Here is a 24,266-nt window from a genome sequence, read left to right as displayed (position 1 = left end):
CTGCGGCAGGGGGGGCGGATTCGGGGTACGGAGGGGGCGGCCGCAGCCGCCCCATATACGGTTTCAGATGGCTTCCACCTTGCCGTTGAGGTCCATGAGCAGGGTTTCCACCTCCAGTTCCGGGTGTTTCATGCGGATCTGACGCGCCAGTTCGTGCAGGTACTGGGCGTGGGTTTTGGCCTCCCGTTCCGGGGTTTCGGTGTGGGCGTCCCCCAGGAAGGTCTTGTAGGCGCCGCAGTCCCGGTGATCCAGGAGGATCACGCGGTGGATGTGATGCAGCTGGATGGAGATCTCCAGGTGCTGCCAGAAGGTCTTGTTCCAGGAGGGATAGCGTTCCGTCAGGGCCCCCAGGGAGGCGCCGGCCAGGATCATGTGATCGTACTTGTTGCGCAGGCCGCGGTAGGTCATGTAGCGCTCGATCTCATCCATGAGCCGGAAGTCCATGCAGGTGAGCAGCAGCGCCTCGGTCTCGCCGGCGGCCCGGGCCTCGGGGACCCAGGAGGTGGTGGCCAGCAGACTGGCGCCGGCCCCCAGGGCCGCCAGCTGCAGGAAACGGCGGCGGTCCTGTTCCACCAGGACGGGGGTGTCTGCAGGTTTTTTCTCCATGGGGATTCACCTCATCTTCTTGTATTGAATCGATTTTACTGGCGGACAGGCAGGCCAGGACGGGAATGGCTCCGGGATCTACATTCCTTTGGGCGATATGGATCTTTGAGGTGGTTATTTTAGCGCGGGTCGGGTCGAGGGGAACCCCCCATGGGTTATGTGCAGTGCGTCATGAAAATATTCTTATAGTGATCATAATAAATCGTGATTGTCATCCGGGGGGCCGGGGCCTACCGTGTCGTCCGTTCGTCAAATGCACCGACATGTGCATTAAACTGATTTTAATCAGAAATATCGGTTTGAACCGCTCAAAGGGGAACTGAAAACATGGATCAATCCAGCCGCTATGCCCGCCTCGACCTGAACGAGGCCGATCTCATCCGGGGTGGCCGGCACGTCCTGTGCGCCTACCTGATGAAGCCCCGGGAGGGCTTCGGGGACTACCTGTCCACCGCCGCCCACTTCGCCGCCGAGTCCTCCACGGGGACCAACGTGGAGGTGAGCACCACGGACGACTTCACCCGCGGGGTGGACGCCCTGGTCTATGAAATCGATGAGGCGAAGGAGCTGATGAAGATCGCCTATCCCATCGAGCTCTTTGACCGCAATATCAAGGACGGTCGGGCCATGATCGCCTCCTTCCTGACCCTGACCATCGGCAACAACCAGGGCATGGGCGACGTGGAATACGCCAAGATGCTGGATTTCTACATGCCCCCGGCCCTGCTGAACCTGTTCGATGGTCCGTCCATGAACATCCAGCAGATGTGGAAGGTCCTGGGGCGTGATGTGCACAACGGCGGCATGGTGGTGGGCACCATCATCAAGCCCAAGCTGGGCCTGCGGCCCCAGCCCTTCGCCGATGCCTGCCATCAGTTCTGGCTCGGGGGGGACTTCATCAAGAACGACGAGCCTCAGGGCAACCAGGTCTTCTGCCCCCTCAAGGAGGTGATCCCCGCCGTGGCCGATGCCATGCGCCGGGCCCAGGACGAGACCGGCGAGGCCAAGCTCTTCTCCGCCAACATCACGGCCGATGATCCCTTCGAGATGATCGCCCGGGGGGAATACATCCTGGAGCAGTTCGGCGAGAACGCCTCCCATGTGGCCTTCCTGGTGGACGGCTACGTGGCCGGCCCCAGCGCGGTGACCACCTGCCGCCGCTACTTCCCCAACCAGTTCCTGCACTATCACCGCGCCGGTCACGGGGCCGTCACCAGCCCTCAGGCCAAGCGCGGCTATAACACCCTGGTGCACATGAAGATGTCCCGCCTGCAGGGGGCCTCCGGCATCCATACCGGCACCATGGGCTTTGGCAAGATGGAAGGGGCCCCGGAGGACAAGCTCCTGGCCCATATGCTGGAGAACGAGGAGTCCGAGGGTCTGTTCTATCCCCAGAAGTGGTACGGCATGATGGCCACCACCCCCATCATCTCCGGGGGCATGAACGCCCTGCGCCTGCCCGGCTTCTTCGATAACCTGGGCCATTGCAATGTCATCCAGACCTCCGGCGGCGGCGCCTTCGGTCACAAGGATGGCCCGGTGGCCGGGGCCCTGTCCCTGCGCCAGGCCCGGGACGCCTGGATGGCCGGCATCGACCTGGTGGATTACGCCAGGGACCACGCCGAGCTGCGCGGTGCCTTCCAGACCTTCCACTGGGACGCCGACAAGCTCTTCCCCGACTGGCGCCAGCGGCTGGGCCTGTAAGGCCCCGGCATGGCTGTGCGGGGCCTGTACGGGCCCCGCGGCTTCAAAAGGCCCCTCCCGCTCCGGCGGTTGGGGCCTTTTTACTGCCCGTTTGCGGGATCGGCATGCCGGTCCCTTGCCTTGGCTCCAGGGGGCGCGCCGGTGGCCTGTTCCTGAAGCAGCCCCTGCACCTGCCGCCGCACGGCGGTGAAGGCCGCGGCGCGTTCCCGTTCGCTGAGGCCGCCCTGGCCGCGGCCCTGGATGCCGATGAGCCACAGCCGCCCAGGGAGGGATCCCAGGGCACGGCCCAGGGCCAGGGTGCCGGCCACCCCCAGCTCGTGGCTGGAGAGGCCATCCCCCCCGGTGATCAGATCCGCGGCCCGCAGCAGCCGCACACAGCCCGGGGGCAGGTCCGTCTCCATGGCGTCCAGCAGCACCACGGCCGTCTCCCCTTCCAGGGCATGGAGCAGGGACGGCCCCGGCCGGTCCAGGCAGACGACCGAGACCCTGTCCAGCCCCTCCAGCGACCGGGCCGCCTCCCAGCCCAGCCGATCCTCCCCCTGGGGGGAGCCGATGCCGATGACCTTCAGAAGCGGCTCCATTCCATCCCCCGGATCCGTCCGGCCTCAACCCCCAGCAGACAGGCAAGCCCCTGGGCGACCCTGGGCGGGGATATCCGTATCCTCATCTCGGTTCCTCCCCATCCCGATGGACACGCACCTTCAGGAAGTGGGTGGCGCAGGAGATGCAGGGGTCGTAGTTGCGCACCACCATCTCCCCCCGCAGGCGCAGGGCATCGTCGTCGTGGTGCAGGCCGAAGGCCTCCAGGGAGCGGTACAGGTCCTCCTCCATGCGGGCCTGGTTCTGGGCCGTGGGGGGCACGATGCGGGCAAGGCGCACCTGCCCCTCGTCGTCCAGGATGTAATGGTGCCAGAGCAGGCCCCGGGGGGCCTCGGTGGCGCCGAAACCCTCACCGGCACGGGGCTCCACCCCCGCATGGGGCTGTCGTGCAGGGGCGTAGTCCGCCAGCAGGCCGTGGGCGTCCTCCAGGGCCTGCAGCAGTTCGATGCCCCGGGCCGGGAGGGAATGGAACATGTTGCGGCTGGGCAGGTGCAGGCCCGAGGCGGCCAGGGCCGCGGCGGCCCGCGGCGGGAGACGGTCGTGGTTCAGGTTCAGGCGGGCCAGGGGGCCCACCAGGTAGGGGCGTCCGTGGAGGCGGGAGTACAGGGCGGTGGAGTGGGGCCGGTGTTCCTCGGTGAAGTGGTCGGCATAGGCCTCCACGGGGATGTCCAGGCCGTGGTCGGAGACGATGCGCCCGGCGTACATGGGGTATTCCCGCTCATGGCGCAGGGCGACGCTGATGAAGTCCTGATCGTCCCGGGGCAGATCCAGGTCCGCGAGAAAGGCCACCAGCGCCTCGGCCCGGGGCAGGGCCTGCTCCAGCCGGCGCTGGAGGTCCGCCGCCGCCTCCGGGTCGGGTGCCCGGTGAAAGCCCCCCACCCGCACCCCCACCGGGTGTACCGAGCGTCCGCCGAACAGGCGGATGAGGTCGTTGCCCAGTCGCTGCAGGTCCATGCCCCGGCGCACCACCTCCGGATGGGTCCCGGCCAGGGCGATGGCATTGTCAAAGCCCAGGAAGTCCGGCAGGGCCAGCAGGTGGATGTGCAGGGCGTGGCTCTGGATCCATTCCCCGCAGTAGATCAGCCGCCGGGCGCGGTTCACCCAGTCGTCGGGTACCACGCCGAAGGCCTGCTCCAGGGCCTGCACGGCGCTCATCTGATAGGCCACGGGGCAGATGCCGCAGATGCGGGCGACGATGTCCGGCACCTCCTCCCAGCCCCGGCCCTCCAGGAATTTCTCGAAGTAGCGGGGCGGCTCGAAGATGCGCAGTTGCAGCTGTTCGAGGACGCCGTCCCGGGCCCGGATCTCCAGCGATCCCTCCCCCTCCACGCGGGCCAGGACCGGCACGCGGATGTCGATGTGGCGTCTGCCGGGATCGTCCGGGGTCATGGCGGGCCTCCCGTGTAGTCCAGACCGGTCTCCAGGAAACCGGGGGCCTGACTGTTGATGAAATGGAAGCGCCGCGCCACGGCCTCCGGCACCAGCCCCAGCCCCTCCAGGCGCCGCGCCAGGGCCGGGCTGTTGGGGTTCTCGGCGGGGCCGAAGCAGCCGTAGCAGTCGCGGCCGAAGGCGGGGCACAGGGCGCCGCAGCCGGTGCGCGTCACCGGGCCCAGGCAGGGGATGCCCCGGGTCACCAGGACACAGACCACGCCGCGGCGCTTGCATTCCTGGCACACCTTCTCGTTGTCCACGAAGGGCAGGGCGCCAAAGAGCAGGCGGCGGATGGCGGTGAACACCTGGGCGCCGTTCACCGGACAGCCCCACAGCTCCAGGTCCACGGGCACGTGGCGGGCGATGGCGGTGGCCGTGTCCAGGCTCTCGATGAACGCCGGTTGGGCGTAGATGGCCCGGGTCCATCCGCCCACGCCGTCGGCCTGGAAGTTGCGCAGGGCCTGGAGCCCCCCGGCGGTGGCGCAGGCCCCCAGGGTGACCAGGTAACGGGAGGCCTGGCGCACGCGGCGGATGCGCAGGGCCTCCTCATGGGTGGAGATGCTGCCTTCGACAAAGGCGATGTCCACCGGGGCCTCCGGGTCCATGGGGCCCGCCTCGGCGAAGTGGACGATCTCCACCTGCCGGGCCAGTTCCAGCAGGTCTTCCCCGGCATTGAGAAAGGCCAGCTGGCAGCCGTCGCAGGAGCTGAACTTGTGCACCGCGATACGGGGTTTCACCCTCAGAAGCCCTCCCGGTCGATCCAGTCGGCGATGCCGGGGTAGGGGAACACCGGCCCGTCCTGGCAGATGAAGTGGGGTCCCACCTGGCAGTGTCCGCAGTGGCCGATGCCGCACTGCATGTTGCGCTCGATGCTCAGAAAGATATCTTCTGCCGCGATGCCACGCTGCATCAGACCGGGGATCACCGCCTTCATCATGGGCTCCGGTCCGCACAGCAGGGCCAGGGCGCCGGGCGGGATGCGGGCCCGGTCCAGCAGCACGGTGACATTGCCCACGCTGTGGGGCCATTGCGGTCCCGGCTGGTCCGAGGCCAGCAGCACCTGCACCTGCGGCTGCCGCGCCCACCGGCGGTACTGCCGCCGCCAGATGAGATCGTCGCTGTGTTTCACCCCTTGGAGCAGGGTGAGGGAGCCGTGGGCCTCCCGGTGGTCCAGGATGTAGCGGATCATGGCCACCACCGGCGCGCACCCCAGGCCGCCGGTGACCACCACCACGTCCCGTCCCCGGGCCGCATCCACGGGCCAGCCCCGGCCGTAGGGCCCGCGCAGGCCCAGGCGGTCGCCCACCCTCAGCCGCTCCAGCCCGCGGGTGACCCGGCCCACGGCGCGGATGGTGTGCTCCAGGGGGCCGCCGTCCTCCGGACTGGACACCACGGAGATGGGCACCTCGCCCACGCCGAAGAGATAGAGCATGTTGTACTGCCCCGGCAGGGCGCGGTAGGCGGCGCGCACCCCGGGATCCTCCAGCGTCAGCTGCAGGGTGAAGATGTCCCGGGTCTCCTGCACCCGGTGGTCCACCCGGACCGGCCAGGGCAGGTCAGGATGCGGTCCCATGGGGGGGCTCCGCCAGCAGGGCCGCCGTCTCGGCGGTGAGATCGATGCCCACCGGGCACCAGGTGATGCAGCGGCCGCAGCCCACGCAGCCGGAACGGCCGTACTGTTCGTGCCAGCTGGCCAGCTTGTGGGTGAGCCACTGGCGGTAGCGCAGGCGGGTGTCATGGCGCACCACGAAGTGCCCCATGAAGCTGTGCTCGGCGTTGAAGCAGGAACTCCACTGGCGCAGATGGGTGGAATCCCGCCCGTCCAGGGCCGGTTCGTCCGTCTCCATGTGACAGAAGCAGGTGGGGCATACGGCGGTGCAGTTGCCGCAGGAGAGGCAGCGTTCCCCCACCTGTGCCCAGTGATCCGCCTGCAGACGGGCGTACAGCTCCGCCTGGAGCCGTTGGCCGGGCAGGCGGCGGGTCTGGGCCTTCGCCGCCCGGGTGAGGGCGGCCCGGGCCTGTCGCCGCTGTGCCTTCCCCGCCGGGGCCAGGTCCAGGGACTGCAGTACCCGCCGCCCCCGGTCGCTGCCGGAGACCATCAGGTACCCCGCCTTCAGTTCCGTCAGCCCCAGGTCGAAGCCCTGCCGGGGAAGGCCGGGCCCGTCGCCGGTGGCGGCGCAGAAGCAGGTGTCCGCCGGGTGGGTGCAGGCCACGGCCACCAGGAACAGGGCCTCCCGGCGGGCGCGGAAGGCCGGGTCGGGAAAACGGCCGTGGAGGAAGTGCCGCTCCTGCAGCGCCAGGGCCGCCAGGTCGCAGGGGCGGGCACCGAGGACGGCGCAGGGCTCGGGAGAGGCCACGGCGGGATCGAACTGCAGGGCCCCGTCCGCATCGCGACGGGCCCGCCACAGCACCTCCCGGGGGGCGAAGGTGAGGGGCTTGAGGGCCTGGGGCCCGTTGGCCCAGGCAAAGCAACGGCGGTCCTCTCCGGGGACGAGACGGTAGTGGCCCGGGGCCTGTTCATCCCGCAATCCGGCGGGCAGGTCCGCCCAGGTTTGGATGGGGGCGAGCACCACGGTCCCGTCCCGGGCCACCGGACCGAGCACGCGGCCATAGCCGGCACTCCGGAGTGCCTCCGGGAGCCGGTCCGCCTCAGGGCGGGGCAGAAACAGGGGAGCGTCGTCCATGATCCAAGCCTAGACCAGGGGCGGCCCGGTGTCGGCGCCGCCCTGTCGCGGTTTCGATCCAGATCAATATTCCCGCTCCATGGTTTGATCTTCCGGAACCGGGGGTTTTCCGCAACCGGCTTTCTTGGGGGCCCACAGCGGGTAGAATGTGCACCCCGGGCGTGTCTATGGCCCCGTTTCCCTTCCCCGCCCGGGCTCCCAACAAGCCTCGGACATGCCATGAACCTGTTCAAGCGATTCTTCAAAGGCGCCGTCAGGGACGGGGAGCCGGCGCATCCCGGATCCGACCGGAACGCGGGCCTGCGGCCCCTTCCGCAAGGGGTTTCCCCCCAGACCCTGGAGGCGTATGCCGATTTCCGGGATCAGGACGCGGAGACCCTCAAGGTCATCGCGCGCAAGGCCCGGCTCATGGAGGCCCCTGCGGGGCTGTATTTGCGGGTCATGGAGGAGACCCGCTGGAGGTACTACCTGCTCTCCGGGGAGGCCCGCATCTTCGGCGAGGACGGCGCCATGCAGAAGATGGCCGAGGCGGATCGCCATGCACGGGAACTGCTCCCCCTGGATGTGGGGGTGGAAGGGGCGGACTTCCCCGGGGGTGCCCGGGTGATCCGGGTGGACCGCAACCTGTTCGACGCCCTGCAGAAGCACCGCAAGGCCCGGGGCGGGGTGGACATCCACCTGGAGGCCGCCATCTCGGCAGAGGCTTCCTCGCTTCTGCAGGCCATCAGCGCGGACATCACCGGGGACCGCTTCCGTCTGCCCAGCCTGCCCGACACGGCCATGCGGGCCCGGACGCTGCTGGAGGATCCCGAGGTCCGTGTCGAGGCGGTGGAGGCCCTGGTGCGGGAGGACGTAACCCTCACCGCCACGGTGATCCGCGCCGCCAACAGCGCCCTGTTCACCGGCATGCAAGAGGTCTCCACCATCCGCGAGGCGGTGGTGCGCATGGGGCTGACCCGCATGAAGAAGATCGTCCTGGTGGTCTTTCTGGACGAGGTGTTCACCGTGGGCTGTCCGCGTTTCGATCGTTTTGTCCGCCAGCTGCGCAGCGAGAGCCGGGTGATCGCCGCCCTGGCCCACGCCATGGCCGCCCACCTGGGGCTGGAGGACCCGGAGAACGCCCTGCTGGTGGGCATGCTCTCCCAGATCGGCAAGTTCGGTGCCGCCACCTATATCGCCGAGCGTCGGGAAGAGATGGGGGATGGGCGGGCCTTTGCCCTCATTGAGGAGGTCTATCCCTTCGTGGGGGAGATGATCGCCATCCACTGGCACTTCGGGCCGGAGGTGACCACGGCCATCCGCCACGCCAGCAACCAGAGCGGTCTGGATCCGGAACACCCGGAGGCGGACATCGTCAACGTGGCCAGTCGCTACATGCAGGCCTTCTACCGGGGGGATGCCAGGGTGCAGCCGCGCTACGACGAGACCCTGTCCTTCCACGCCCTGGACCTGCCCGAACCGGATGCAGAAGGCCGGATCCCCTTCTTGGACCAAGTGATCCGGCGCTTTGAGGCCCATCCCGCCCGGGGCTAATCAGGGGCCTCCTGCAGCGTCCGCTGGACCAGTGCGGCGGCGCGCTCCAAGGCGGCCTCCACCCCGGCGCGGTCCCCGGTGCTGAACGGGCGCAGGACCCGGTCGCGGGCGTCCCCATCTCCCTGGTTCGGTCGGCGCGCACCGACCCGGATACGGGGCATGAAGCCGTCGTTGCCCAGGGCCGCGAAGACGGAGCGCAGGCCCTTGTGGCCGCCGTCGCTGCCGCTGGGCTTGAGGCGCACCTCCCCCAGGGGCAGGTCCGTGTCGTCGTGGATCACCAGGACCCGCCGCCCGTCCACCCCCAGGCGGCGGCGCAGGGCCTCCACAACCTCCCCGCTGTGGTTCATGGCCATGCCCGGCTGGAACAGGATCACCTCCTGGTGTGCGATGCGGGTCCGTGCCAGGCGCCCCTCCGGGGTGTCGCTCCAGTCCTCGGCCATCCCCTTGCCCAGCAGCGCCACGACATCGGCGCCCAGGTTGTGCGGGGTACCGGCGTGCCTTGCCCCGGGGTTGCCCAGCCCCACCACCAGCCAGGCGGGGGACACGGCGGGGTCTTCCGGTCCTTCTGCAGCGGGATCGGCCCCGGCCGACACCGTCTCCAGTGGCGTTGCCCTGGAATCCGTCCGCTGGCGCAGCGCACAGCGGTCACAGAAGGTGTTCCTGCCGCAGTCCTGCACCCAGCAGGTGATGGGCTGTTGCCGGGCCAGGACCAGGCGTACCAGGTGATCCATGCGGTTGGTCCCCTTGAGCAATACCAGATCCCCTTCGCGCAGCTCCGCGCGCAGGTAATGGTGGGCATCCAGGAGATCAGTAAAGCCCACCAGGTCGCGATCGTCCGCATGGGTGCGGGCCTTCAGGGCGCGCAGGGCATGGGGACCCACGAAGATGACCCGGTCGGCCACCTCCCGCATGCGCCGGGCCACCTTGGGGTAGAGTTTGGAGGCGGAGAGGGACGAATCCGACAGGGTGCCGACGACGGCCACCTTGCGCCGGGCCCGGGCCTCCTGCAGGAAGGTCAGGTTGGCGGGCAGGGTCCAGTGGGGGGCCTTGTAGTCATCCCGCAGGAAGGTGATCCCCTCCGGCGTGGGCACCACCTGCATGCGTCCGGGGGCGGGACGGGCCCCGGCCAGTCCGGCCATGGCCTCCTCCAGGGTGAGGCCGGCGGCCAGCCCGATGCCCAGGGCGGCCAGCACCGGCACGGCCAGGTGGGTGCCGTGCAGGGCGGTGCGGCAGGTGTATTCACGGCCCTCGTGGGCCAGGGTCAGGGTGAGGGGTTCCGGATATTCGGAGCGGGCGGACAGCAGGCGCAGGTGGGCATCCCCGGCGGTGCCGAACCAGAGTTTTTGCACCGGTGTGCGCTCCCCCACGGCGCGGATCAGCGGATCGTCGCGGTTGAGCACGGCGACGCCGTCCGCGGGCAGGGCCTGGATGAGCTTGGCTTTCTCCTCGGCGATGGCCTCCTGGGAGCCGCCGAAGCGCTTGATGTGGTCCCGGCCGATCACGGTCATGGTCGCGATGCGGGGGCGCACCAGGCGGACGCGCGCATCGATGGTCCCGGGACCGCCGGTGGCGATCTCCAGCACCGCGAAGCGGGTGTCCCGGGGCAGGGCCAGCAGCATGCCGGCCATGTCCCCCAGGTAGTTCAGCCCCAGGGCGTTGCCCCGGGTGGGGCCCCGCTGCTGCAGCACGGACACCGCCAGGTCCTTGGCGGTGGTCTTGCCCACCGATCCGGTGATGCCGACGAAGGTGGTGCGTCGCAGCAGCGGCCGGCGCAGGCGGGCCCGCAGGATCCGGGTGCGTTCGTGCCAGCGCTGGTGGCGCCAGGCCAGGGCCTGGTGGAGGCGGGTTTTGATCTGCATGGATGCTTCCAGTGTCCGTGTGGGAAGAGGGGTTGATTCCCGAGGGCGCCTCCTCTTGGCCCGAATGGTTTCATAGATCGGGGGCTGGCGTTTTGCAATCCCCCGGGGCCGGGAGTCGCATCCCGGCCCCGGGATCGGGTATTTTGAGGCGATCCCGCCGACCGCCTTACAACACAGGAGCCCGTCTTCATGCTCACCGCCATCATCCTCATCAACGTGGAACGTACCCGGGTCAACGAGGTGGCCTCGCAGCTGGCGGACATGCCGGCCATCTCCGAGGTGTTCTCCGTGAGCGGGCCCTATGATCTGATCGCCATCGTGCGTGTGCGGGAGAACGAGGCCCTGGCGCAACTGGTGACGGAACACCTGCTCACCATCGATGGCATCGCCAAGACCCAGACCCTGCTGGCCTTCAAGGCCTATTCCCGGCATGATCTGGAGGCCATGTTCTCCGTGTGAGCGCGGATCTCTCACGCCATCCCAGTCAAACGGTCATCCCCCGCCCGGACGCCGGGCGGGGCGGGAGTGTGTTCAACCATGAGCAGTATCCACTACCGCGAGGCCTGGCTCCTGGCCGCCCGCGAACTCGAGGAAAACCGCAACGAGGGCCTTTGGCAGCAGTGCCTGGAGGCCTGCGGCCGGGATCCCAACGAGGCCCGGGCCCGCTATCTCAACACGGCCGCGGAACGCTATGACCGGCACCTGGCCCAGGGGCGCAGCGAGGGTTCCCCGCACCCGGACGGGCAGGGGGGGATTCCCAGGGAGGGGGCCCGCGGCAAGGGGAAGGGACGGCCCTGGCGGGAGCGCCTGCTGGAGGCCTCGCCCTTCAATCCCCTCATCGCCGCCGTGCCCCTGGCCCTGACCGCCTTCTGGTGGACCCTGGTGTACATCCTGGTGCAGACGCGGCCGCCGTTCATGGTCTGGGGGGGGCTGCTCATGCTGGTGTATGTCCCCTCGGCGGCGGTGGTGGGGTATGCCCTGGTCTTCGGTCTGCGTTATCGCCTGAGCCCCGGGTTCCGGCGCCACCGGGAAGGGGAGGCCGAGGCCCTGGCCCCCTGGGCCATGGTGGCCCTGATGGCCTGTGGTGCCATCAGCACCTACCTGCTCTGGGCCCTTTGACCTCCTCCCCGGGTCGCAGGACGCCCCCGCGTGGCTGGCGCCCGGCCACCAGGGCGCCAGCCACGATCAGAACCCCGCCCAGCCATTCCTGTGGCCCCATGTGTTCGCCCGCCAGCCAGGCGGCGGACAGGGCCCCCGCTACCAGTTCGAAGACCAGGATCACGGAGGACTGGCGCACCGGCAGCCGGGTGACGCCGATCTGCACCGTCACGGTCATGGCGGTCATCATGACCATCCCCACCAGCAGCGCCAGGGCGATGCTGCGGGGATCCGGCACCAGGGCCATGCCCAGGACCCCGGCGCTGCCCGCCGCCAGGAAGGGGGCCCCGGCCCAGGCGGCCAGGGTCTTGATGCGCAGGGGCAGCCATTGGGCATGGCGCACCTGGATGTTGGTGGCGGCAAAGGCCATGCCCGCGATCAGCCCCAGCAGGTCCGCCGGCAGGATCTGCAGGGCCGCCTGACCGGGCCAGAGCATCACCACCGCACCGCCCAGGGCCAGCAGCAGTGCGGTGATCGCGGTGGCCGTCAGGTATTCCCCCAAAAACAGACGGGCCATGAGCATCGACCACACGGGAGAGAGATAGAAGAACAGCATCACCCGGGCCACCTCGCCATGGATCATGCCCAGGCTGAAGGCCGTGCCCGAGAGGCCGGAGGTGAGGGCGATGCCCGCCACCCGCAGCGGCGCCCGCCGCAGCCACCCCAGGTGATGCCGGGCCGCCACCAGCCCCACCAGGGCCGCCCCCAGGTAGATGAGCGCTACGGCCCACAACCCCGGAAGCCCCGCCGCCTCCAGGGCCCGCAGCGGATACCAGAAAAAGCCCCAGAGGGTCGCCCCCACCAGCAACGCCGCGACGGCCAGTCCATGCCCGTCGCGGGTGGGTACGGGGCGCGGAAAGGGTTCCAGGGACATGGCGGCCATCCAGATGAAAAACCTTTCATGTTACCCCTTTCAACGGGGGCATGGCGAACCCCGGGGAAGGGTCGTACTTCGTCTGGCCTCGCCTGGAGAGGGGGATGCGGGTTCCGGGGGCGCATCGCCACCCCGTGGCGGGGGCGTGGGGGCAGGGTGCGGGCCGATCCAGCCGGGATCCCCACGGCTCGGGGTTTCCCTTCCGGCGCCGGGGCGGCATAGTGGAGGTTTTGGGAGTACGAGCGATGACCCCCTCGAGACGGTTCTTTCTGGCGGCCGCCGCCGCCCTGATCCTCTCCGGGTGCGCTGCGCTGGGCACGATCGTGGAGCAGCCCTCGGTAAGCCTGGAATCCGTGCGCGTGGTCCCCTCCCAGGGGATGGCGCCGCGCTTCGCCTTCGGGCTGCGGGTGGTCAATCCCAACCCGGTGGCCCTGCCCCTGAAGGGCATGAGCTACACCATGGACCTGGAGGGGCACCGCCTGCTCACCGGCGTGGCCCGCGACCTGGAGACCGTGCCCGCCTATGGGGAATCCCGTTTCGAGGTGGAGGCGGGGGTGGACCTGCTGGGGGGCCTGAGACTGTTCAACGACCTGCTGCAACAGAGCCAGGGCGATACCCTGGACTACACCGTGCGCGCCCGCCTGGACGCCGGCGGCCTGGGACGGGCGCTCACGGTGGAGGACCGCGGCGAACTGGCCGTATCGGCCCTGCGGGCCCGCTGAGCCGGGGGATCGGCCATGGGCACGCTGCTGACCATCCCGGGCCAGGGCACCCTGTCCGACTGGGAGGTGGAGATCACCCCCATCCGGGCCCAGGGGGCCGGGGGACAGCACGTCAACAAGGTCTCCAGCGCCGTGCACCTGCGCTTCGACATCCGGCGCTCCACCCTGCCACGGCCCTGCAAGGAGCGGCTGCTGGCCCTGAACGATCAGCGCATCAGCAAGGACGGGGTGGTGGTGATCAAGGCCCAGCGCTTTCGCAGCCAGGAGCAGAACCGGGCGGACGCCCTGGAGCGCCTGGAGGCCCTGATCCGTGCAGCGGGTCGCACGACGCCCCGGCGCCGGCCCACCCGCCCCACCGCCGGGGCCCGGCGCCGCCGCCTGGAGGAGAAGGTCCGCCGCGGGCGCACCAAGGCCCTGCGGGGTCCGGTGAAGACCGACCCGGCGGGCGGCTGATCCATTGCCCGTGACCGACACGATCCACGATCACTATGACCTGGTCGTCCTCGGCGCCGGGGCCTCCGGCCTCCTGTGCGCCGCCGTGGCCGGGGCCCGGGGGCTGCGCGTGCTGGTGCTGGAGAAGACCCGCCAGGCCGGACGCAAGATCCTCCTCTCCGGCGGCGGACGCTGCAACTTCACCAACCGGGACGTGGGCCCGGAGCACTACCTCTGCCGCAACCCCCACTTCGTCAAGTCCGCCCTGAGCCGCTACACCCCCTGGGATTTCCTCGCCCTGGTGGAGCGCCACGGCATCCCTTATCACGAACGGGAGCACGGGCGCCTGTTCTGCGATGGCTCCGCCCGGGACATCGTCCGCATGCTGCTGGCGGAATGCGCCGAGGCCGGCGTGGAGATCCGCACCCGCACCCCCGCGGTGGAGGTGCATCCGGGCCCGCCCCATCGCATCGTCACCCCGGCGGGGGCGGTGAGCGGGGATGCCCTGGTGGTGGCCACCGGCGGATGTTCCTATCCCACCACCGGGACCACCGGATTCGGCCTGGACCTGGCCCGCCAGCTGAGGCTCCCGGTGCAACCGCCGCGCCCGGGGCTGGTGCCCCTGACCCTGGAGGGCAGGCCCCTGCAGCGCATCCGGGACCTCAGCGGCATCGCCCTGGAGGCCACGGTGCGCACGGGGGATCATGCCTTCACGGAGAACCTGCTGTTCACTCACCGGGGCCTGAGCGGACCGGCGGTACTGCAGGCCTCGTCCTACTGGCATCCGGGGGAGCCGGTGGTGATCGATCTTCTGCCGGGCATGGACCTGGAGGCGGAGATCGATACCCAGCGCCGGACCCATCCCCGACGCATGCTCCAGACCCTGCTGGCCCAGCACCTCACCCGCCGCGTGGCCCGGTGCTGGTGCAGTCATTGGGTGGAGGACCAGCCCCTGGGCCAGCTGAGTCAGGCGGCGGTGCGCCAGGCGGTCTCCGCCTGCCAGGCCTGGACGGTCTGGCCCTCCGGCACGGAGGGTTACCGCGTGGCGGAGGTGACGGTGGGGGGCGTGGACACCGATGCCGTCTCCTCCCGGACCCTGGCCTGCCACGATCACCCGGGGATCCATTTCATCGGCGAGGCCCTGGACGTCACCGGCCAGCTGGGGGGCTACAATTTCCACTGGGCTTGGGCCTCCGGCCATGCGGCGGGGTCCCTGGTGGGGGCGTGAAGATACGTTCATGCGTTACGCTTAGTTTGTGAATGCAGGCGCCAGAAGCCACATTACTAGGCCATCAAGGTGTAAGACGGTTCGCCCGTGTGGCTATTGGGCGCTGATTGGACGGGTACTTTCCGGTGCGGCTTAGTCGCCCTGGGCGGAGGAGCACACCATGTTCAACACCACGACCACAGCTCTCATCGCGACCCTGCTCATGGCAGGTGCAGCCTTCGCTCAAGCGACGTCGACCGCGGATTCCAGAACGGCCTCGTCAACAGGTTGGATGGAGGGCTTTCCACCCCCGGAGGAGCGCATCATTCGCTTCACCGACGACGACTACTTCGTCGGTGACAAGCTCAAGTGGACGGTATGTCACTTCCGCGAGCTGATGCCCACCGTCGGTGTGCACGCCGGTACTGAGGGTGCCCGCGTTCTACCGTACGCACTTGATCCGTCGATTGATGATGTGACCTTCCAACCCACCGGCGGCGGTGAGGAGATGACGTGGGGCGAGGCCTTCGAGGTCAATCACACCGATGGCCTGCTGGTGCTGCACCAGGGTCGAGTGGTCTACGAGCGATACGCTGGCTGTTTGGACGAGACGACCCTGCATGGGGTGATGTCGGTGACCAAGTCGCTCACCGGCCTGATCGGTGAGACATTGGTAGCCGAGTCCACCCTGGACGAGCAGGCTCGGGTCAAAGAGCTGGTGCCGGAGTTGGCCAACAGCGCCTTCGGCGATGCCACCCTCCGCCAAGTGCTGGAGATGACCACCGCACTGGACTACTCCGAGGACTATGCCGACCCTGAGGCAGATGTCTGGACCTATGCCCGTGCCGGCAGCCCGCTGCCACCTCCCGAAGATTATGACGGGCCGCGTAGCTACTTTTCTTTCCTTGAGACGGTCGATAAGGCCGGCAACCATGGCGAGGCCTTCGGCTACCGCACCATCAACTCCGATGCGCTGGGCTGGATCATTGCGCGCGCCACCGGCCAGAGCGTTGCCGACTGGCTGGCCGAGCGGGTCTGGTCACGGCTCGGCGTAGAGCGGGAGGCCTTCTTCACGGTGGACTCCATCGGTACACCCTTTGCCGGTGGGGGTTTCAATGCCACTTTGCGTGACTTGGGCCGTCTGGGGCAGCTGATACTCGATGAGGGGCGTCTCGACGGCGAACAGATTCTGCCCGCAGAAGCCATCGCGCGCATCCGCCAGGGCGGCGACAAGGCGGCCTTCGCAAAGGCTGGTTTCAGCGGTCTCGATGGCTGGAGTTATCGTGGCATGTGGTGGGTCAGTCACGACGAACACGGTGCCTTCGCTGCCCGGGGTGTACACGGCCAGACCATTTGGATCGACCCCACTGCGGAGATGGTCATCGTGCGCCTGGCCTCGCATCCGTTGGCAGCCAATGCCGCTAACGACCCGACTTCATTGCCGGCCTACCGGGCGCTGGCTGACTACCTGATGGCGCACGAGCGGTGACCTCTGAATCTGGGTGCGAATCCAGGGCCCGCGAACGCGTCAGTCATGTCGGATCGTGAATCCAATCCAGGCCGGGGCCAACGCCACACCCATTGCCAGCTCTGCGGGCGGGCCGAGGTGCTGACGCGGCATCACCTGATCCCGAGAACCCGGCACCGGAATCGGCGCAACAAACGCCTGTTTACCCGGGATGAGGTGCGGCAGCGGGTCATCTGGGTCTGCCGCCCGTGTCACAGCCAGGTCCACCGGGTGCTGGACGAGAAGACCCTGGAGCGCGAATACAACACCCTGGAAGCACTCCAGAACCATCCCGACATCCGCAGCTTCACCCAGTGGATCGCCAGCAAACCGGCCGGATTCAAACCCAAAGGGGGTCGGAAACGGCAGCGATAGCCACCACCATCAAAGGGTCTGGCCATCTTCAATGGGACGGGGTCTGCGGTGGGGCCATCCCCGGACCTCACCACATCAGGTCATCCGGCACCTCGTAGCCGGCGTAGGGGTCGTCTTCATCGTTCCCGCCGGACGGTTCCGGGTCGTTGCGCACGAGGACCCGTTCGGGGTCGCGCTCGGTGATGCGGTCGGCTGTCTCCCGGGGGACCACTTCGTAGGCCCCGTCCAGGGTGACGACGGCCAGTTGCCCGCTGCCCAGACGGTCGCGCTGCCTTGGGGTGACGTACACATGGCGGATGACGCGGCCGTGCTGGAAGTGATAGGCCACGTCCGCCCCGGCCCGGTCCACCCGGTGGGTCTCGATGAGCTGGCGGATCTGGGCCTCCCGCGCCTTGCGCTCGGCGGCGGCCTTGCGCTCCTCGTTGAGCCGCCGTGAGCGCTCCGCCTCCCGGCGCCGGGCCTCGTCGGCGGCGCTGGGGGCGGGGGCCGCCTCGGGGTTGCCCTTGCCCTTGCCCTTTTTCTTCTTGCCCTTGCGCGGCCCGGACTGGCGGGCCTGCTTGAGCTTTTTCTCGTCCACCAGCCCCGATTTCAGGAGCTGTTCCTGCAGTGCATTGGCCATGGGGATTCCGCGGGTGATGCTTCGGGAGGACTGTTCATTCTAAACGCACCGCCCCTTGCGGGTCATGGGTGGTGGGTGTCGTTTCGGGGCTTCCGGCTGCTGTCCGCCGTCTCCTGATGGGGTTCCGGGGCCGGGGGCAGGAGGAATTCCAGGGGGCGGCGGCGCACGGCCTGTACATAGGCCCGGGACAGCTGGCCCAGGTCCCCCAGGCGCACGCCCCGGGAGCGCAGGGCCACGTACAGGGCCAGGGCGAAGCTCACCCAGAGGTTGACGGCGCCGATAAACAGCACGAACAGGAAGTGCAGGGCGAATACCGGCATCGACAGGTCCTGTACGGAGGCGGCGTAGCCCAGGTTGGCGGAGGCGAAGGCCACGTGGCGGATGTCCAGGGGCAGGCCCAGGACGAGCCCCACCCAGCCGGTGAGCCCCAGAAGCACGCCAAAGAGGAAGTTGCCCGCCAGGGCGCCGTAGTTGTGGTCCAGGTACTCCGCCAGGCGCTGGCGCAGGCAGGGGGAGAGGATGCGGGCCAGGTGGGGATTGTCCCGCAGGCGGGCCCCCAGCTGCAGGGAGGCGCAGCGGTTGTCGAAGTAGCCGGCGATCAGGCCCGAGACGAACAGCCAGACCCCGGCGATGGCCGCATAGAACAGGGCCAGCCCCGCCAGGGGGTGCAGACCCTGGAGCAGGTAGTGGGCCTGCACGGGATCCACCACCGGCGTCCCCAGCAGGGTCAGGGCGGCCCAGCCCAGTCCCAGGGCCACCGGCAGGGCCACGCCCATGTTGCCCAGCACGGCGGCGAACTGGGAGCGCCCCACCTGCAGCAGTAATTCGGCCAGCTGGGTCTGGTTGGCAGCGCCGCGCTCGCCGGCCTCGATCACCGCCGAGAGTCGCGCGGCGGTCATGGCCGGCTGCTTGGTAGCCACGGTGAAGTGCAGCACGTGGATGAGGACGAACCCCAGGCCGTAGTTGAGGCACACCCAGACGGTCTCCCAGCCGGGGGAGAGGTCCCATTGCAGGATGTGGATCTTGATCAGGGCCATGAGGGCGATGACCAGGCCCGCGCCGGCCCCGGAGGCCAGCAGCTGGAGGTATTCCCGCCGGTCGCGGGTGATGTAGTGCTCGCCGGTCTCGCCGGACTGTTCGGTGATGCTGCGCGACACCAGGCGCACACTGTCCTGCCACAGGGCCTTGATGCAGCGCTGGCGGGCGTTTTCCACCACCAGGGCACGGAACAGCCGGGCGGCGGTGCAGCGCCGCTTCACCGGGTCTTCCGGGTCCAGCATGTTGAGCAGATCGCGCATGCGGGTGAGGGTCTGGTCCAGGCGCTGCAGCAGGTGGGTGAGGCTGATGCTGCTGCCGTGGGTGACGGCGCGGCGGTGGAAACGCTGGATCTGTTCGGCGCACTGTTCCAGCAGCACCCGGGCATGGCGGTCGTCGTGGAAGGACCGCTGCGGATCCTCCAGCCAGGCGTTGTAGTCCTTCACGTAGGCGGAGATCTCCCGTTCCTGGGCCACGAAGGGGGAGTTGCGCTCGGCGATGCGCGGGTCCAGGCGCAGCAGTTCCGGTTCCAGCTCCTCCGCCGCCACCCACAGGGAGAGCATCTCCAGGGCATAGAGCACCTCCTCCCGGGCGCGCTTGAGGGCCGGTCCGCCCTCCCGGCCCAGGTCCTCGAAGCAGTCCAGCAGCATGAGCCAGGCATCGTCCGGCACCGCCACCACCCATTCCGGATCCTCGGGGTGATCGAAGACCAGGGCCAGCACGTCCCGCAGGTTCAGGGGGTCCCGGGGCCGGGGGTTGATCTTCTCGTACACCCGCTGGCCCAGTTCCTTGAGAAAACCCCGGCGGGAGAACAGGCCGATCTCGGTGTACAGGGGCAGGTGCCGGGCCTCCCCCAGGCCTTCCTGCAGCAGGGCCTGGAGCCGTTGGCGCAGATCCGTGTCGTTGGTGATGGCGGTATGGAAGATCCGGATGCGCTCCACCGCCTGATCCGCGCGGCGTGGGTCCTCCGGCCGCAGCCAGTCCACCACGGCCCGCAGCACCGGCAGCAGGGCCGGGGCCCCGTCCGCGTCCAGGTGTGCCCTCAGTTGTTGCAGCAGATCCTCCACCGAATCCGTATCCATGGCCTTCCCCTCTGGATCGATGGCGCCATTGTCGGGGTATCGGGGGCGCAAAGTCACCCGCCCGGCGGACGCGATACACTGGGGCCATGACGGATTATCTGCACTTCGTGCGCCGCAATGGGCGCTTCCTGCTCTTCGGTGTCCTGGCCGCAGCCCTTTCCGGGTTCGGACAGACCTTCTACGTGGGGGTGTTCGGGGCGGAACTCAGGGCGGCCTTTGACCTCAGCCATGGCCAGTACGGTCTGCTCTATTCCCTGGCCACCCTGGGCAGCGGCCTGCTGGTGGCCTGGGCCGGGGGATGGATCGACCGCATGTCCCTGGCCCGCTTTGTCACCGGGGTGGCCCTGGGGGTGGCCGCCGGCTGCCTGGTGATGGCCTCGGCCACCTCGGCGGCGGCCCTGGTGCTGGGACTGTTCCTGCTGCGTTTCTGCGGCCAGGGGCTGTTTATGCACACGGCCTCCACCAGCATGGCCCGGCACTTCGAGGCCCACCGGGGCAAGGCGGTGAGCATTGCCTCCAAGGGCCTGCCCCTGGCGGAGGCGGTGATGCCCGCGGCGGGGGTGGCCCTCATCGGTCTCGTGGGCTGGCGCACCACCTGGTGGCTCTCCGCCGGGGCCATGGTGGTGGTGTTCCTGCCCCTGCTGCTGTGGCTGCTGCGGGGCCGGGGCCGTGTCGATCCCGCCGATACTGCCGAGGGGGCCGGACAGGAGGATGTCCCCCGTCCCCGCCGCCGCCACTGGACCCGGGGCGAGGTGCTGCGGGATCTGCGCTTCTACCGCATCCTGCCGGTGGTGCTGGCGCCCCCTTTCGTGATGACGGCCATGGTGTTCCACCTGGCCCAGCTGGCCGCCGACAAGGGCTGGTCCCTGGAGGCGCTGGCGGGGGCCTTCACCGGGTTTGCCGTGGCCCATGTGGTGGGGCTGCTGGTCTCGGGCATCCTCCTGGACCGTCTGGGTGCCCGGCCCATGCTCCGGCTCTTCCTGCTGCCCATGCTCGCCGGCCTGCTGCTGATCGCCACCCTGGACCACCCGCTCCTGGCCTGGGTCTTCATGTCCCTCATGGGGCTGTCCATCGGCGGCGCGGGCACCCTGCTGGGGGCCCTCTGGCCCGTGCTCTACGGCACGGCCCACCTGGGGGCCATCCGTGCCATGGTCCATGCCGCCATGGTCCTGTCCACGGCCATCACCCCGGTGACCGCGGGCCTGGCCCTGGATGCCGGGCTGGGAATGGAGACGGTGGCCCTGGTCCTGGCCGGCTATATCCTGTTGGCGCTGGGGGTGTCCTGGGGGGCGCTTGGGCGGGATCCCTGAGCCGGCCGATGCCCCGCCATGGTGGCGCTGCCCGGTGCGGTGTATCGTGTCTAAATCAACCGCATCATTCCGAACACCCGAGGGGCCGGTCCGTATGCGCGCTTTCCAGTGGAACGACCGCTTCGTCACCGGTCTTGCGGCCGTGGACGAGCAGCACCATCACCTGGTGCAACTGATCAACCAGTTGGGCGGGTTGATGGGCAGTAACCGGATCCACCGGGGGGATCTGGAGGCCCTGTACCAGAAGCTGGCGGACTATGCCGATTATCACTTCCGGGAGGAGGAGGCGCTGATGCAGTCGGCGGGGGTGGATGCCCGCCACATGGATGCCCATGTGGCCGCCCATCGCGGCTTTCTGGACGAGGTCAACCAGTTGCACGAGGCCCTGGACAAGGGGGTGTCCCACGCGGGGCGGTATCTGCTGGATTATCTCTCCCACTGGCTGGCCTTCCACATCCTGGGGCAGGATCAGAACATGGCCCGGCAGATCGCCGCCATCCGGGCGGGCTCCACCCCCGAGGCGGCCTTCGAGGCGGAGGAGAGGGAGAGCGATGCGGCCACCGAGCCCCTGCTGACGGCCCTGAGCGGATTATTCACCCTGGTCTCCGAGCGCAACCGGCAACTGCTGCAGCTGAACCAGTCCCTGGAGGCCCGGGTGGCCGCCCGCACGCGGGAGCTGGCCGAGGCCAACCGCCGGCTGGAGGTGCTCTCGCGCACGGATGTCCTCACCGGCCTGCCCAACCGGCGCCACGCCATGAAGGAGCTCCGGGCCCTGTGGGACGAGTCCTCCGACACGGGCCACCCCCTGGCCTGCATGATGATCGACGCGGATCACTTCAAGGAGGTGAATGACGCCCATGGCCACGACAGCGGCGATCAGGTGCTGGTGGCGCTGGCCCGGACCCTGAAGCACAGCCTGCGCAACGATGATGTCGTCTGCAGGCTGGGTGGGGATGAGTTCCTGGTGCTGTGTCCGGCCACCCCCTACCGGGGTGCCCTGCACATCGCGAACCAAGTGGAGGAGGCCGTTTCGGCCCTGCGCGTGCCCACGGGGGATGAGGCCTGGCGGGGCAGCGCAAGCATCGGGGTGGCCGTACGCACCGCCTCCATGGCGCACCCGGACGAGCTCATCAAGAAGGCCGACGACAGCGTCTACCTGGCCAAGCACGCCGGAAGGGGCTGTGTCCGCTCCGCCAACACGCCGCATGATGAGTTCTTCGGCGGGGAGTAAACAGGCCAGCCCGCCAGGGACTGGCCTGTCTTGACGGCTTGAAAGCCTGGCTGCGGGCTTGATGAGCCCCAATGCCCGTCATCTTTACATCATGGTTTGGACAACCTCCCATCATCATTCCCCGGTAGATTCAGGCAACCATTCAACATTGGGGAGGTTGCGTGATGTGGTGGAGATCCTCGTTCCTGGTGCTGCCCCTTCTTTTGGGCGGGCTGCTCTCGGGCTGTAGTGATGACGATGACAACGATGCCGCCTTTCAGCTTCAGCTACTGCACTATGCCGACGTGGACGGGGGTGGCACGGCCGCGCTGGAGAACGTGGAGGCCTTCTCCGCACTGGTGGATCATTTCCGGGGCGGGATGCCGGAGCACACCGTGCTGGTGAGTTCCGGTGACAACTACATCCCCGGTCCCATCTTCCAGGCCAGCGCCGACGATCGGGTGGGCGCGGTGACCGGAGCCTCCGGCGTGGGCCGGGGCGAGATCGCCATGGCCAATGCCCTGGGGGTGCAGGTTTCCGCCGTGGGCAATCACGAACTGGATGCCGGCACGGAGGCCTTCGCCGGGATCATCGCCCCGGATGGGGACTATCCGGGGGCGCAGTTCCCCTATCTCTCCGGCAATCTGGATTTCTCCAGCGATGCCAATCTGGAGGATCTCGTGACGGCGGATGCCGCAGCGGCCGGGGATGGGGCGGGCCGGCTGGCGGCCAGCGCTGTGGTGACCGTGGACGGGGAGCGCATCGGGTTCGTGGGGGCCTCCACACCGACCCTGGCCTCCATCACCAGCACCGGGGATATCGGCATCGCCCCCGTGGGATTCGATGGCTCCGGGGAGGCCCTGGATGCCCTGGCCCAGGTCATCCAGGAGGATGTGGATGTGCTCCGGGATGCGGGCATCGACAAGATCATCCTCCTGGCCCACATGCAGCAGATCCAGGTGGAGCGGGCCCTGGCGCCCCGTCTGTGCGGTGTGGACGTGATCATTGCCGGGGGCTCCAATACCCTGCTGGCCGATGGCGATGACATCCTGCGCGCGGGCGACACCGCCGCCGACTTCTACCCATTGGAGTATACAGCGGCCTGTGATGAGGCCCCGGTCCTGGTGGTGAACACCGATGGGGATTTCACCTATCTCGGTCGCCTGATGCTGGAGTTCGATGATCAGGGGCGCATCATCACCGATGCCCTGGATCCGTCCATGAACGGGGCCTGGGCCGCCACGGAGGACACGGTCAATCGCCTCGGGGCCGAACCCATCCCCGGCGTGATGGCCGTGAGCGATGCCCTCCGCAACGTCCTGGTGGAAAAGGACGGTAACGTGCAGGGGCATACGGACGTCTATCTGGATGGCCGCCGCGCCACCGTGCGCACCCGGGAGAGCAACCTGGGGGATCTCACCGCCGACGCCAACCTGTGGTACGCGGATCAATTGGATACGGGGGAGGCCCCGGTGATCTCCCTGAAGAACGGCGGCGGCATCCGGGCCGACATCGGCCGCATCGTGGCCCCCCCGGGCAGTACCGATGCCTCGGAGGTGGAGTATCTGCCGCCGGCGGGTAACGACTACGGCAAGCCCGATGGGGGCATCTCCCAGCTGGATATGGAGACCTCCCTGGCCTTCAACAACGGCCTAGTCACCCTGACGGTGACCGCAGGCGAGCTCTGGGACATCCTGGAGCATGCCGTGGCGGCGGCGGGTCCTGACGCCACGCCGGGGTCTTTCCCCCAGGTGGCCGGGCTGCGTTTCGAGTTCGATACCAGCCGCACCGCCCGGACCGGGGGGGACGACAACCAGGGGGCCGCCACCACCGGGGAGCGCATCCGTACCCTGGAGGTGGTGGACGACAGTGGTGCCGTGACGGATACCGTGGTGGAGAATGGGTCCCTGGTGGGGGATGCCAATCGCACCTTCCGTCTGGTCACCCTGAACTTCCTCGCGGACTGCGCCGCCGATGGGGGGGACTGCGGGGATGGCTATCCCTACAACAATCTCACCGCCGCGGAGTATCGTTCCCTGGAGGATCCGGCCTATACCGGCAATGATCCGGGCCTGAGCGATTTCGCCACCGCGGGCACCGAGCAGGATGCCCTGGGCGAGTATCTCCAGGCCTTCCACGGGGATGCCGCATCGGCCTATGACGTGTCCATGGAGGTGAACGAGCGCATCCTGAACGTTACCTGTTGGGTCTCGCTTGATTGTATACCGCATGATAAGGCCCCCCTGTTTCATGCGCGGGAGTGGTTGAGTATTGTGGCCGATGATCCAACGCAGGACTGACCTCATGGCGAGTACCAT

22 protein-coding genes are annotated in these 24,266 nt (G+C 68.6%); 12 read left to right on the top strand and 10 right to left on the bottom strand.

The features are described from left to right. Positions 1 to 63: 63 nt before the first annotated feature. Positions 64 to 606 carry a carbonic anhydrase gene (locus CKO33_RS11365; protein WP_200182358.1) on the bottom strand — a complete coding sequence of 181 codons (543 nt, stop codon included), beginning with the start codon at positions 604 to 606 and terminating at the stop codon, positions 64 to 66. Between the two features lie 327 nt (positions 607 to 933). Between CKO33_RS11365 and CKO33_RS11360 the strand changes: the two genes are divergently transcribed. Next, positions 934 to 2,310: a ribulose-bisphosphate carboxylase gene (locus CKO33_RS11360; RefSeq protein WP_200182357.1), complete on the top strand. Its 1,377-nt coding sequence runs from the start codon at positions 934 to 936 to the stop codon at positions 2,308 to 2,310. 80 nt (positions 2,311 to 2,390) lie between these two features. On the opposite strand, the gene CKO33_RS11355 is transcribed toward CKO33_RS11360, so the two are convergent. The 5 genes from CKO33_RS11355 to CKO33_RS11335 form a co-directional block, all read right to left on the bottom strand. Further along, entirely contained in the window at positions 2,391 to 2,891 is a 501-nt protein-coding gene (locus CKO33_RS11355; RefSeq protein WP_200182356.1) for a hydrogenase maturation protease, read from the bottom strand. An 82-nt stretch (positions 2,892 to 2,973) separates the two neighbouring features. After that, a complete protein-coding gene (locus tag CKO33_RS11350; protein ID WP_200182355.1) occupies positions 2,974 to 4,299 on the bottom strand; it encodes a Ni/Fe hydrogenase subunit alpha in 1,326 nt (441 codons plus the stop codon). Then, positions 4,296 to 5,078, bottom strand: a complete 783-nt coding sequence (locus CKO33_RS11345; RefSeq protein ID WP_338081775.1) for an NADH-quinone oxidoreductase subunit B family protein — start codon at positions 5,076 to 5,078, stop codon at positions 4,296 to 4,298. The genes CKO33_RS11350 and CKO33_RS11345 overlap by 4 nt, the downstream gene beginning before the upstream one ends. A 2-nt stretch (positions 5,079 to 5,080) precedes the next feature. Further along, positions 5,081 to 5,914 (bottom strand): FAD/NAD(P)-binding protein, encoded by an 834-nt coding sequence (locus tag CKO33_RS11340; RefSeq protein ID WP_200182354.1) that lies wholly within the window; start codon positions 5,912 to 5,914, stop codon positions 5,081 to 5,083. After that, positions 5,898 to 7,025 (bottom strand): 4Fe-4S dicluster domain-containing protein, encoded by a 1,128-nt coding sequence (locus CKO33_RS11335; protein ID WP_200182353.1) that lies wholly within the window; start codon positions 7,023 to 7,025, stop codon positions 5,898 to 5,900. Before CKO33_RS11335 ends, CKO33_RS11340 begins: the two co-directional genes overlap by 17 nt. A gap of 219 nt (positions 7,026 to 7,244) precedes the next feature. Between CKO33_RS11335 and CKO33_RS11330 the strand changes: the two genes are divergently transcribed. Then, positions 7,245 to 8,558, top strand: a complete 1,314-nt coding sequence (locus CKO33_RS11330; protein ID WP_200182352.1) for an HDOD domain-containing protein — start codon at positions 7,245 to 7,247, stop codon at positions 8,556 to 8,558. On the opposite strand, the gene pth is transcribed toward CKO33_RS11330, so the two are convergent. Then, positions 8,555 to 10,417, bottom strand: a complete 1,863-nt coding sequence (gene pth, locus CKO33_RS11325) for an aminoacyl-tRNA hydrolase (RefSeq protein WP_200182351.1) — start codon at positions 10,415 to 10,417, stop codon at positions 8,555 to 8,557. The genes CKO33_RS11330 and pth overlap by 4 nt on opposite strands. Before the next feature lie 189 nt (positions 10,418 to 10,606). Here pth and CKO33_RS11320 point away from each other — a divergent pair, with 189 nt between their 5' ends. Both CKO33_RS11320 and CKO33_RS11315 read left to right on the top strand, forming a co-directional pair. Beyond that, entirely contained in the window at positions 10,607 to 10,876 is a 270-nt protein-coding gene (locus CKO33_RS11320; protein WP_200182350.1) for an Lrp/AsnC family transcriptional regulator, read from the top strand. A 78-nt stretch (positions 10,877 to 10,954) separates the two neighbouring features. Then, a complete protein-coding gene (locus CKO33_RS11315) occupies positions 10,955 to 11,536 on the top strand; it encodes a hypothetical protein (protein ID WP_200182349.1) in 582 nt (193 codons plus the stop codon). On the opposite strand, the gene CKO33_RS11310 is transcribed toward CKO33_RS11315, so the two are convergent. Then, positions 11,508 to 12,449: a DMT family transporter gene (locus CKO33_RS11310; protein WP_200182348.1), complete on the bottom strand. Its 942-nt coding sequence runs from the start codon at positions 12,447 to 12,449 to the stop codon at positions 11,508 to 11,510. The genes CKO33_RS11315 and CKO33_RS11310 overlap by 29 nt on opposite strands. Positions 12,450 to 12,694: 245 nt before the next feature. Here CKO33_RS11310 and CKO33_RS11305 point away from each other — a divergent pair, with 245 nt between their 5' ends. From CKO33_RS11305 to CKO33_RS11285, 5 genes are all read left to right on the top strand, one after another. Further along, positions 12,695 to 13,171 (top strand): LEA/WHy family protein, encoded by a 477-nt coding sequence (locus CKO33_RS11305; RefSeq protein WP_200182347.1) that lies wholly within the window; start codon positions 12,695 to 12,697, stop codon positions 13,169 to 13,171. Positions 13,172 to 13,186: 15 nt separating this feature from the next. Further along, positions 13,187 to 13,624, top strand: coding sequence for an alternative ribosome rescue aminoacyl-tRNA hydrolase ArfB (gene arfB / locus CKO33_RS11300; RefSeq protein ID WP_200182346.1), 438 nt, complete (start codon positions 13,187 to 13,189; stop codon positions 13,622 to 13,624). Between the two features lie 10 nt (positions 13,625 to 13,634). After that, positions 13,635 to 14,831: a BaiN/RdsA family NAD(P)/FAD-dependent oxidoreductase gene (locus CKO33_RS11295; RefSeq protein ID WP_338081774.1), complete on the top strand. Its 1,197-nt coding sequence runs from the start codon at positions 13,635 to 13,637 to the stop codon at positions 14,829 to 14,831. 160 nt (positions 14,832 to 14,991) lie between these two features. Further along, the gene (locus CKO33_RS11290) at positions 14,992 to 16,299 is read left to right on the top strand and encodes a serine hydrolase domain-containing protein (protein ID WP_200182345.1); all 1,308 of its coding nucleotides are present in this window, start codon (positions 14,992 to 14,994) and stop codon (positions 16,297 to 16,299) included. Positions 16,300 to 16,344: 45 nt separating this feature from the next. Beyond that, the gene (locus CKO33_RS11285; RefSeq protein WP_200182344.1) at positions 16,345 to 16,692 is read left to right on the top strand and encodes a hypothetical protein; all 348 of its coding nucleotides are present in this window, start codon (positions 16,345 to 16,347) and stop codon (positions 16,690 to 16,692) included. A gap of 67 nt (positions 16,693 to 16,759) precedes the next feature. Here the strand turns inward: CKO33_RS11285 and CKO33_RS11280 are convergent, their stop codons facing one another. Continuing rightward, the gene (locus tag CKO33_RS11280) at positions 16,760 to 17,311 is read right to left on the bottom strand and encodes a DUF2058 domain-containing protein (RefSeq protein WP_200182343.1); all 552 of its coding nucleotides are present in this window, start codon (positions 17,309 to 17,311) and stop codon (positions 16,760 to 16,762) included. Between the two features lie 62 nt (positions 17,312 to 17,373). Next, complete coding sequence (locus CKO33_RS11275; RefSeq protein ID WP_200182342.1) at positions 17,374 to 19,428, bottom strand: site-specific recombinase; 2,055 nt, start codon at positions 19,426 to 19,428, stop codon at positions 17,374 to 17,376. Positions 19,429 to 19,514: 86 nt separating this feature from the next. Between CKO33_RS11275 and CKO33_RS11270 the strand changes: the two genes are divergently transcribed. From CKO33_RS11270 to CKO33_RS11260, 3 genes are all read left to right on the top strand, one after another. Further along, complete coding sequence (locus CKO33_RS11270; RefSeq protein WP_200182341.1) at positions 19,515 to 20,738, top strand: MFS transporter; 1,224 nt, start codon at positions 19,515 to 19,517, stop codon at positions 20,736 to 20,738. Positions 20,739 to 20,832: 94 nt separating this feature from the next. Then, on the top strand, positions 20,833 to 21,969 hold the full coding sequence (locus CKO33_RS11265) for a GGDEF domain-containing protein (protein WP_200182340.1): 1,137 nt from the start codon (positions 20,833 to 20,835) through the stop codon (positions 21,967 to 21,969). A 164-nt stretch (positions 21,970 to 22,133) separates the two neighbouring features. Then, a complete protein-coding gene (locus CKO33_RS11260) occupies positions 22,134 to 24,248 on the top strand; it encodes a bifunctional metallophosphatase/5'-nucleotidase (RefSeq protein ID WP_200182339.1) in 2,115 nt (704 codons plus the stop codon). Positions 24,249 to 24,266: the final 18 nt, after the last annotated feature.

The organism is Ectothiorhodospira mobilis, from assembly GCF_016584115.1.
Lineage (GTDB): Bacteria > Pseudomonadota > Gammaproteobacteria > Ectothiorhodospirales > Ectothiorhodospiraceae > Ectothiorhodospira > Ectothiorhodospira mobilis.
The sequence above is the reverse complement of the archived record's forward strand: the minus strand, read 5'-3'. Positions and strand labels throughout refer to the sequence as shown.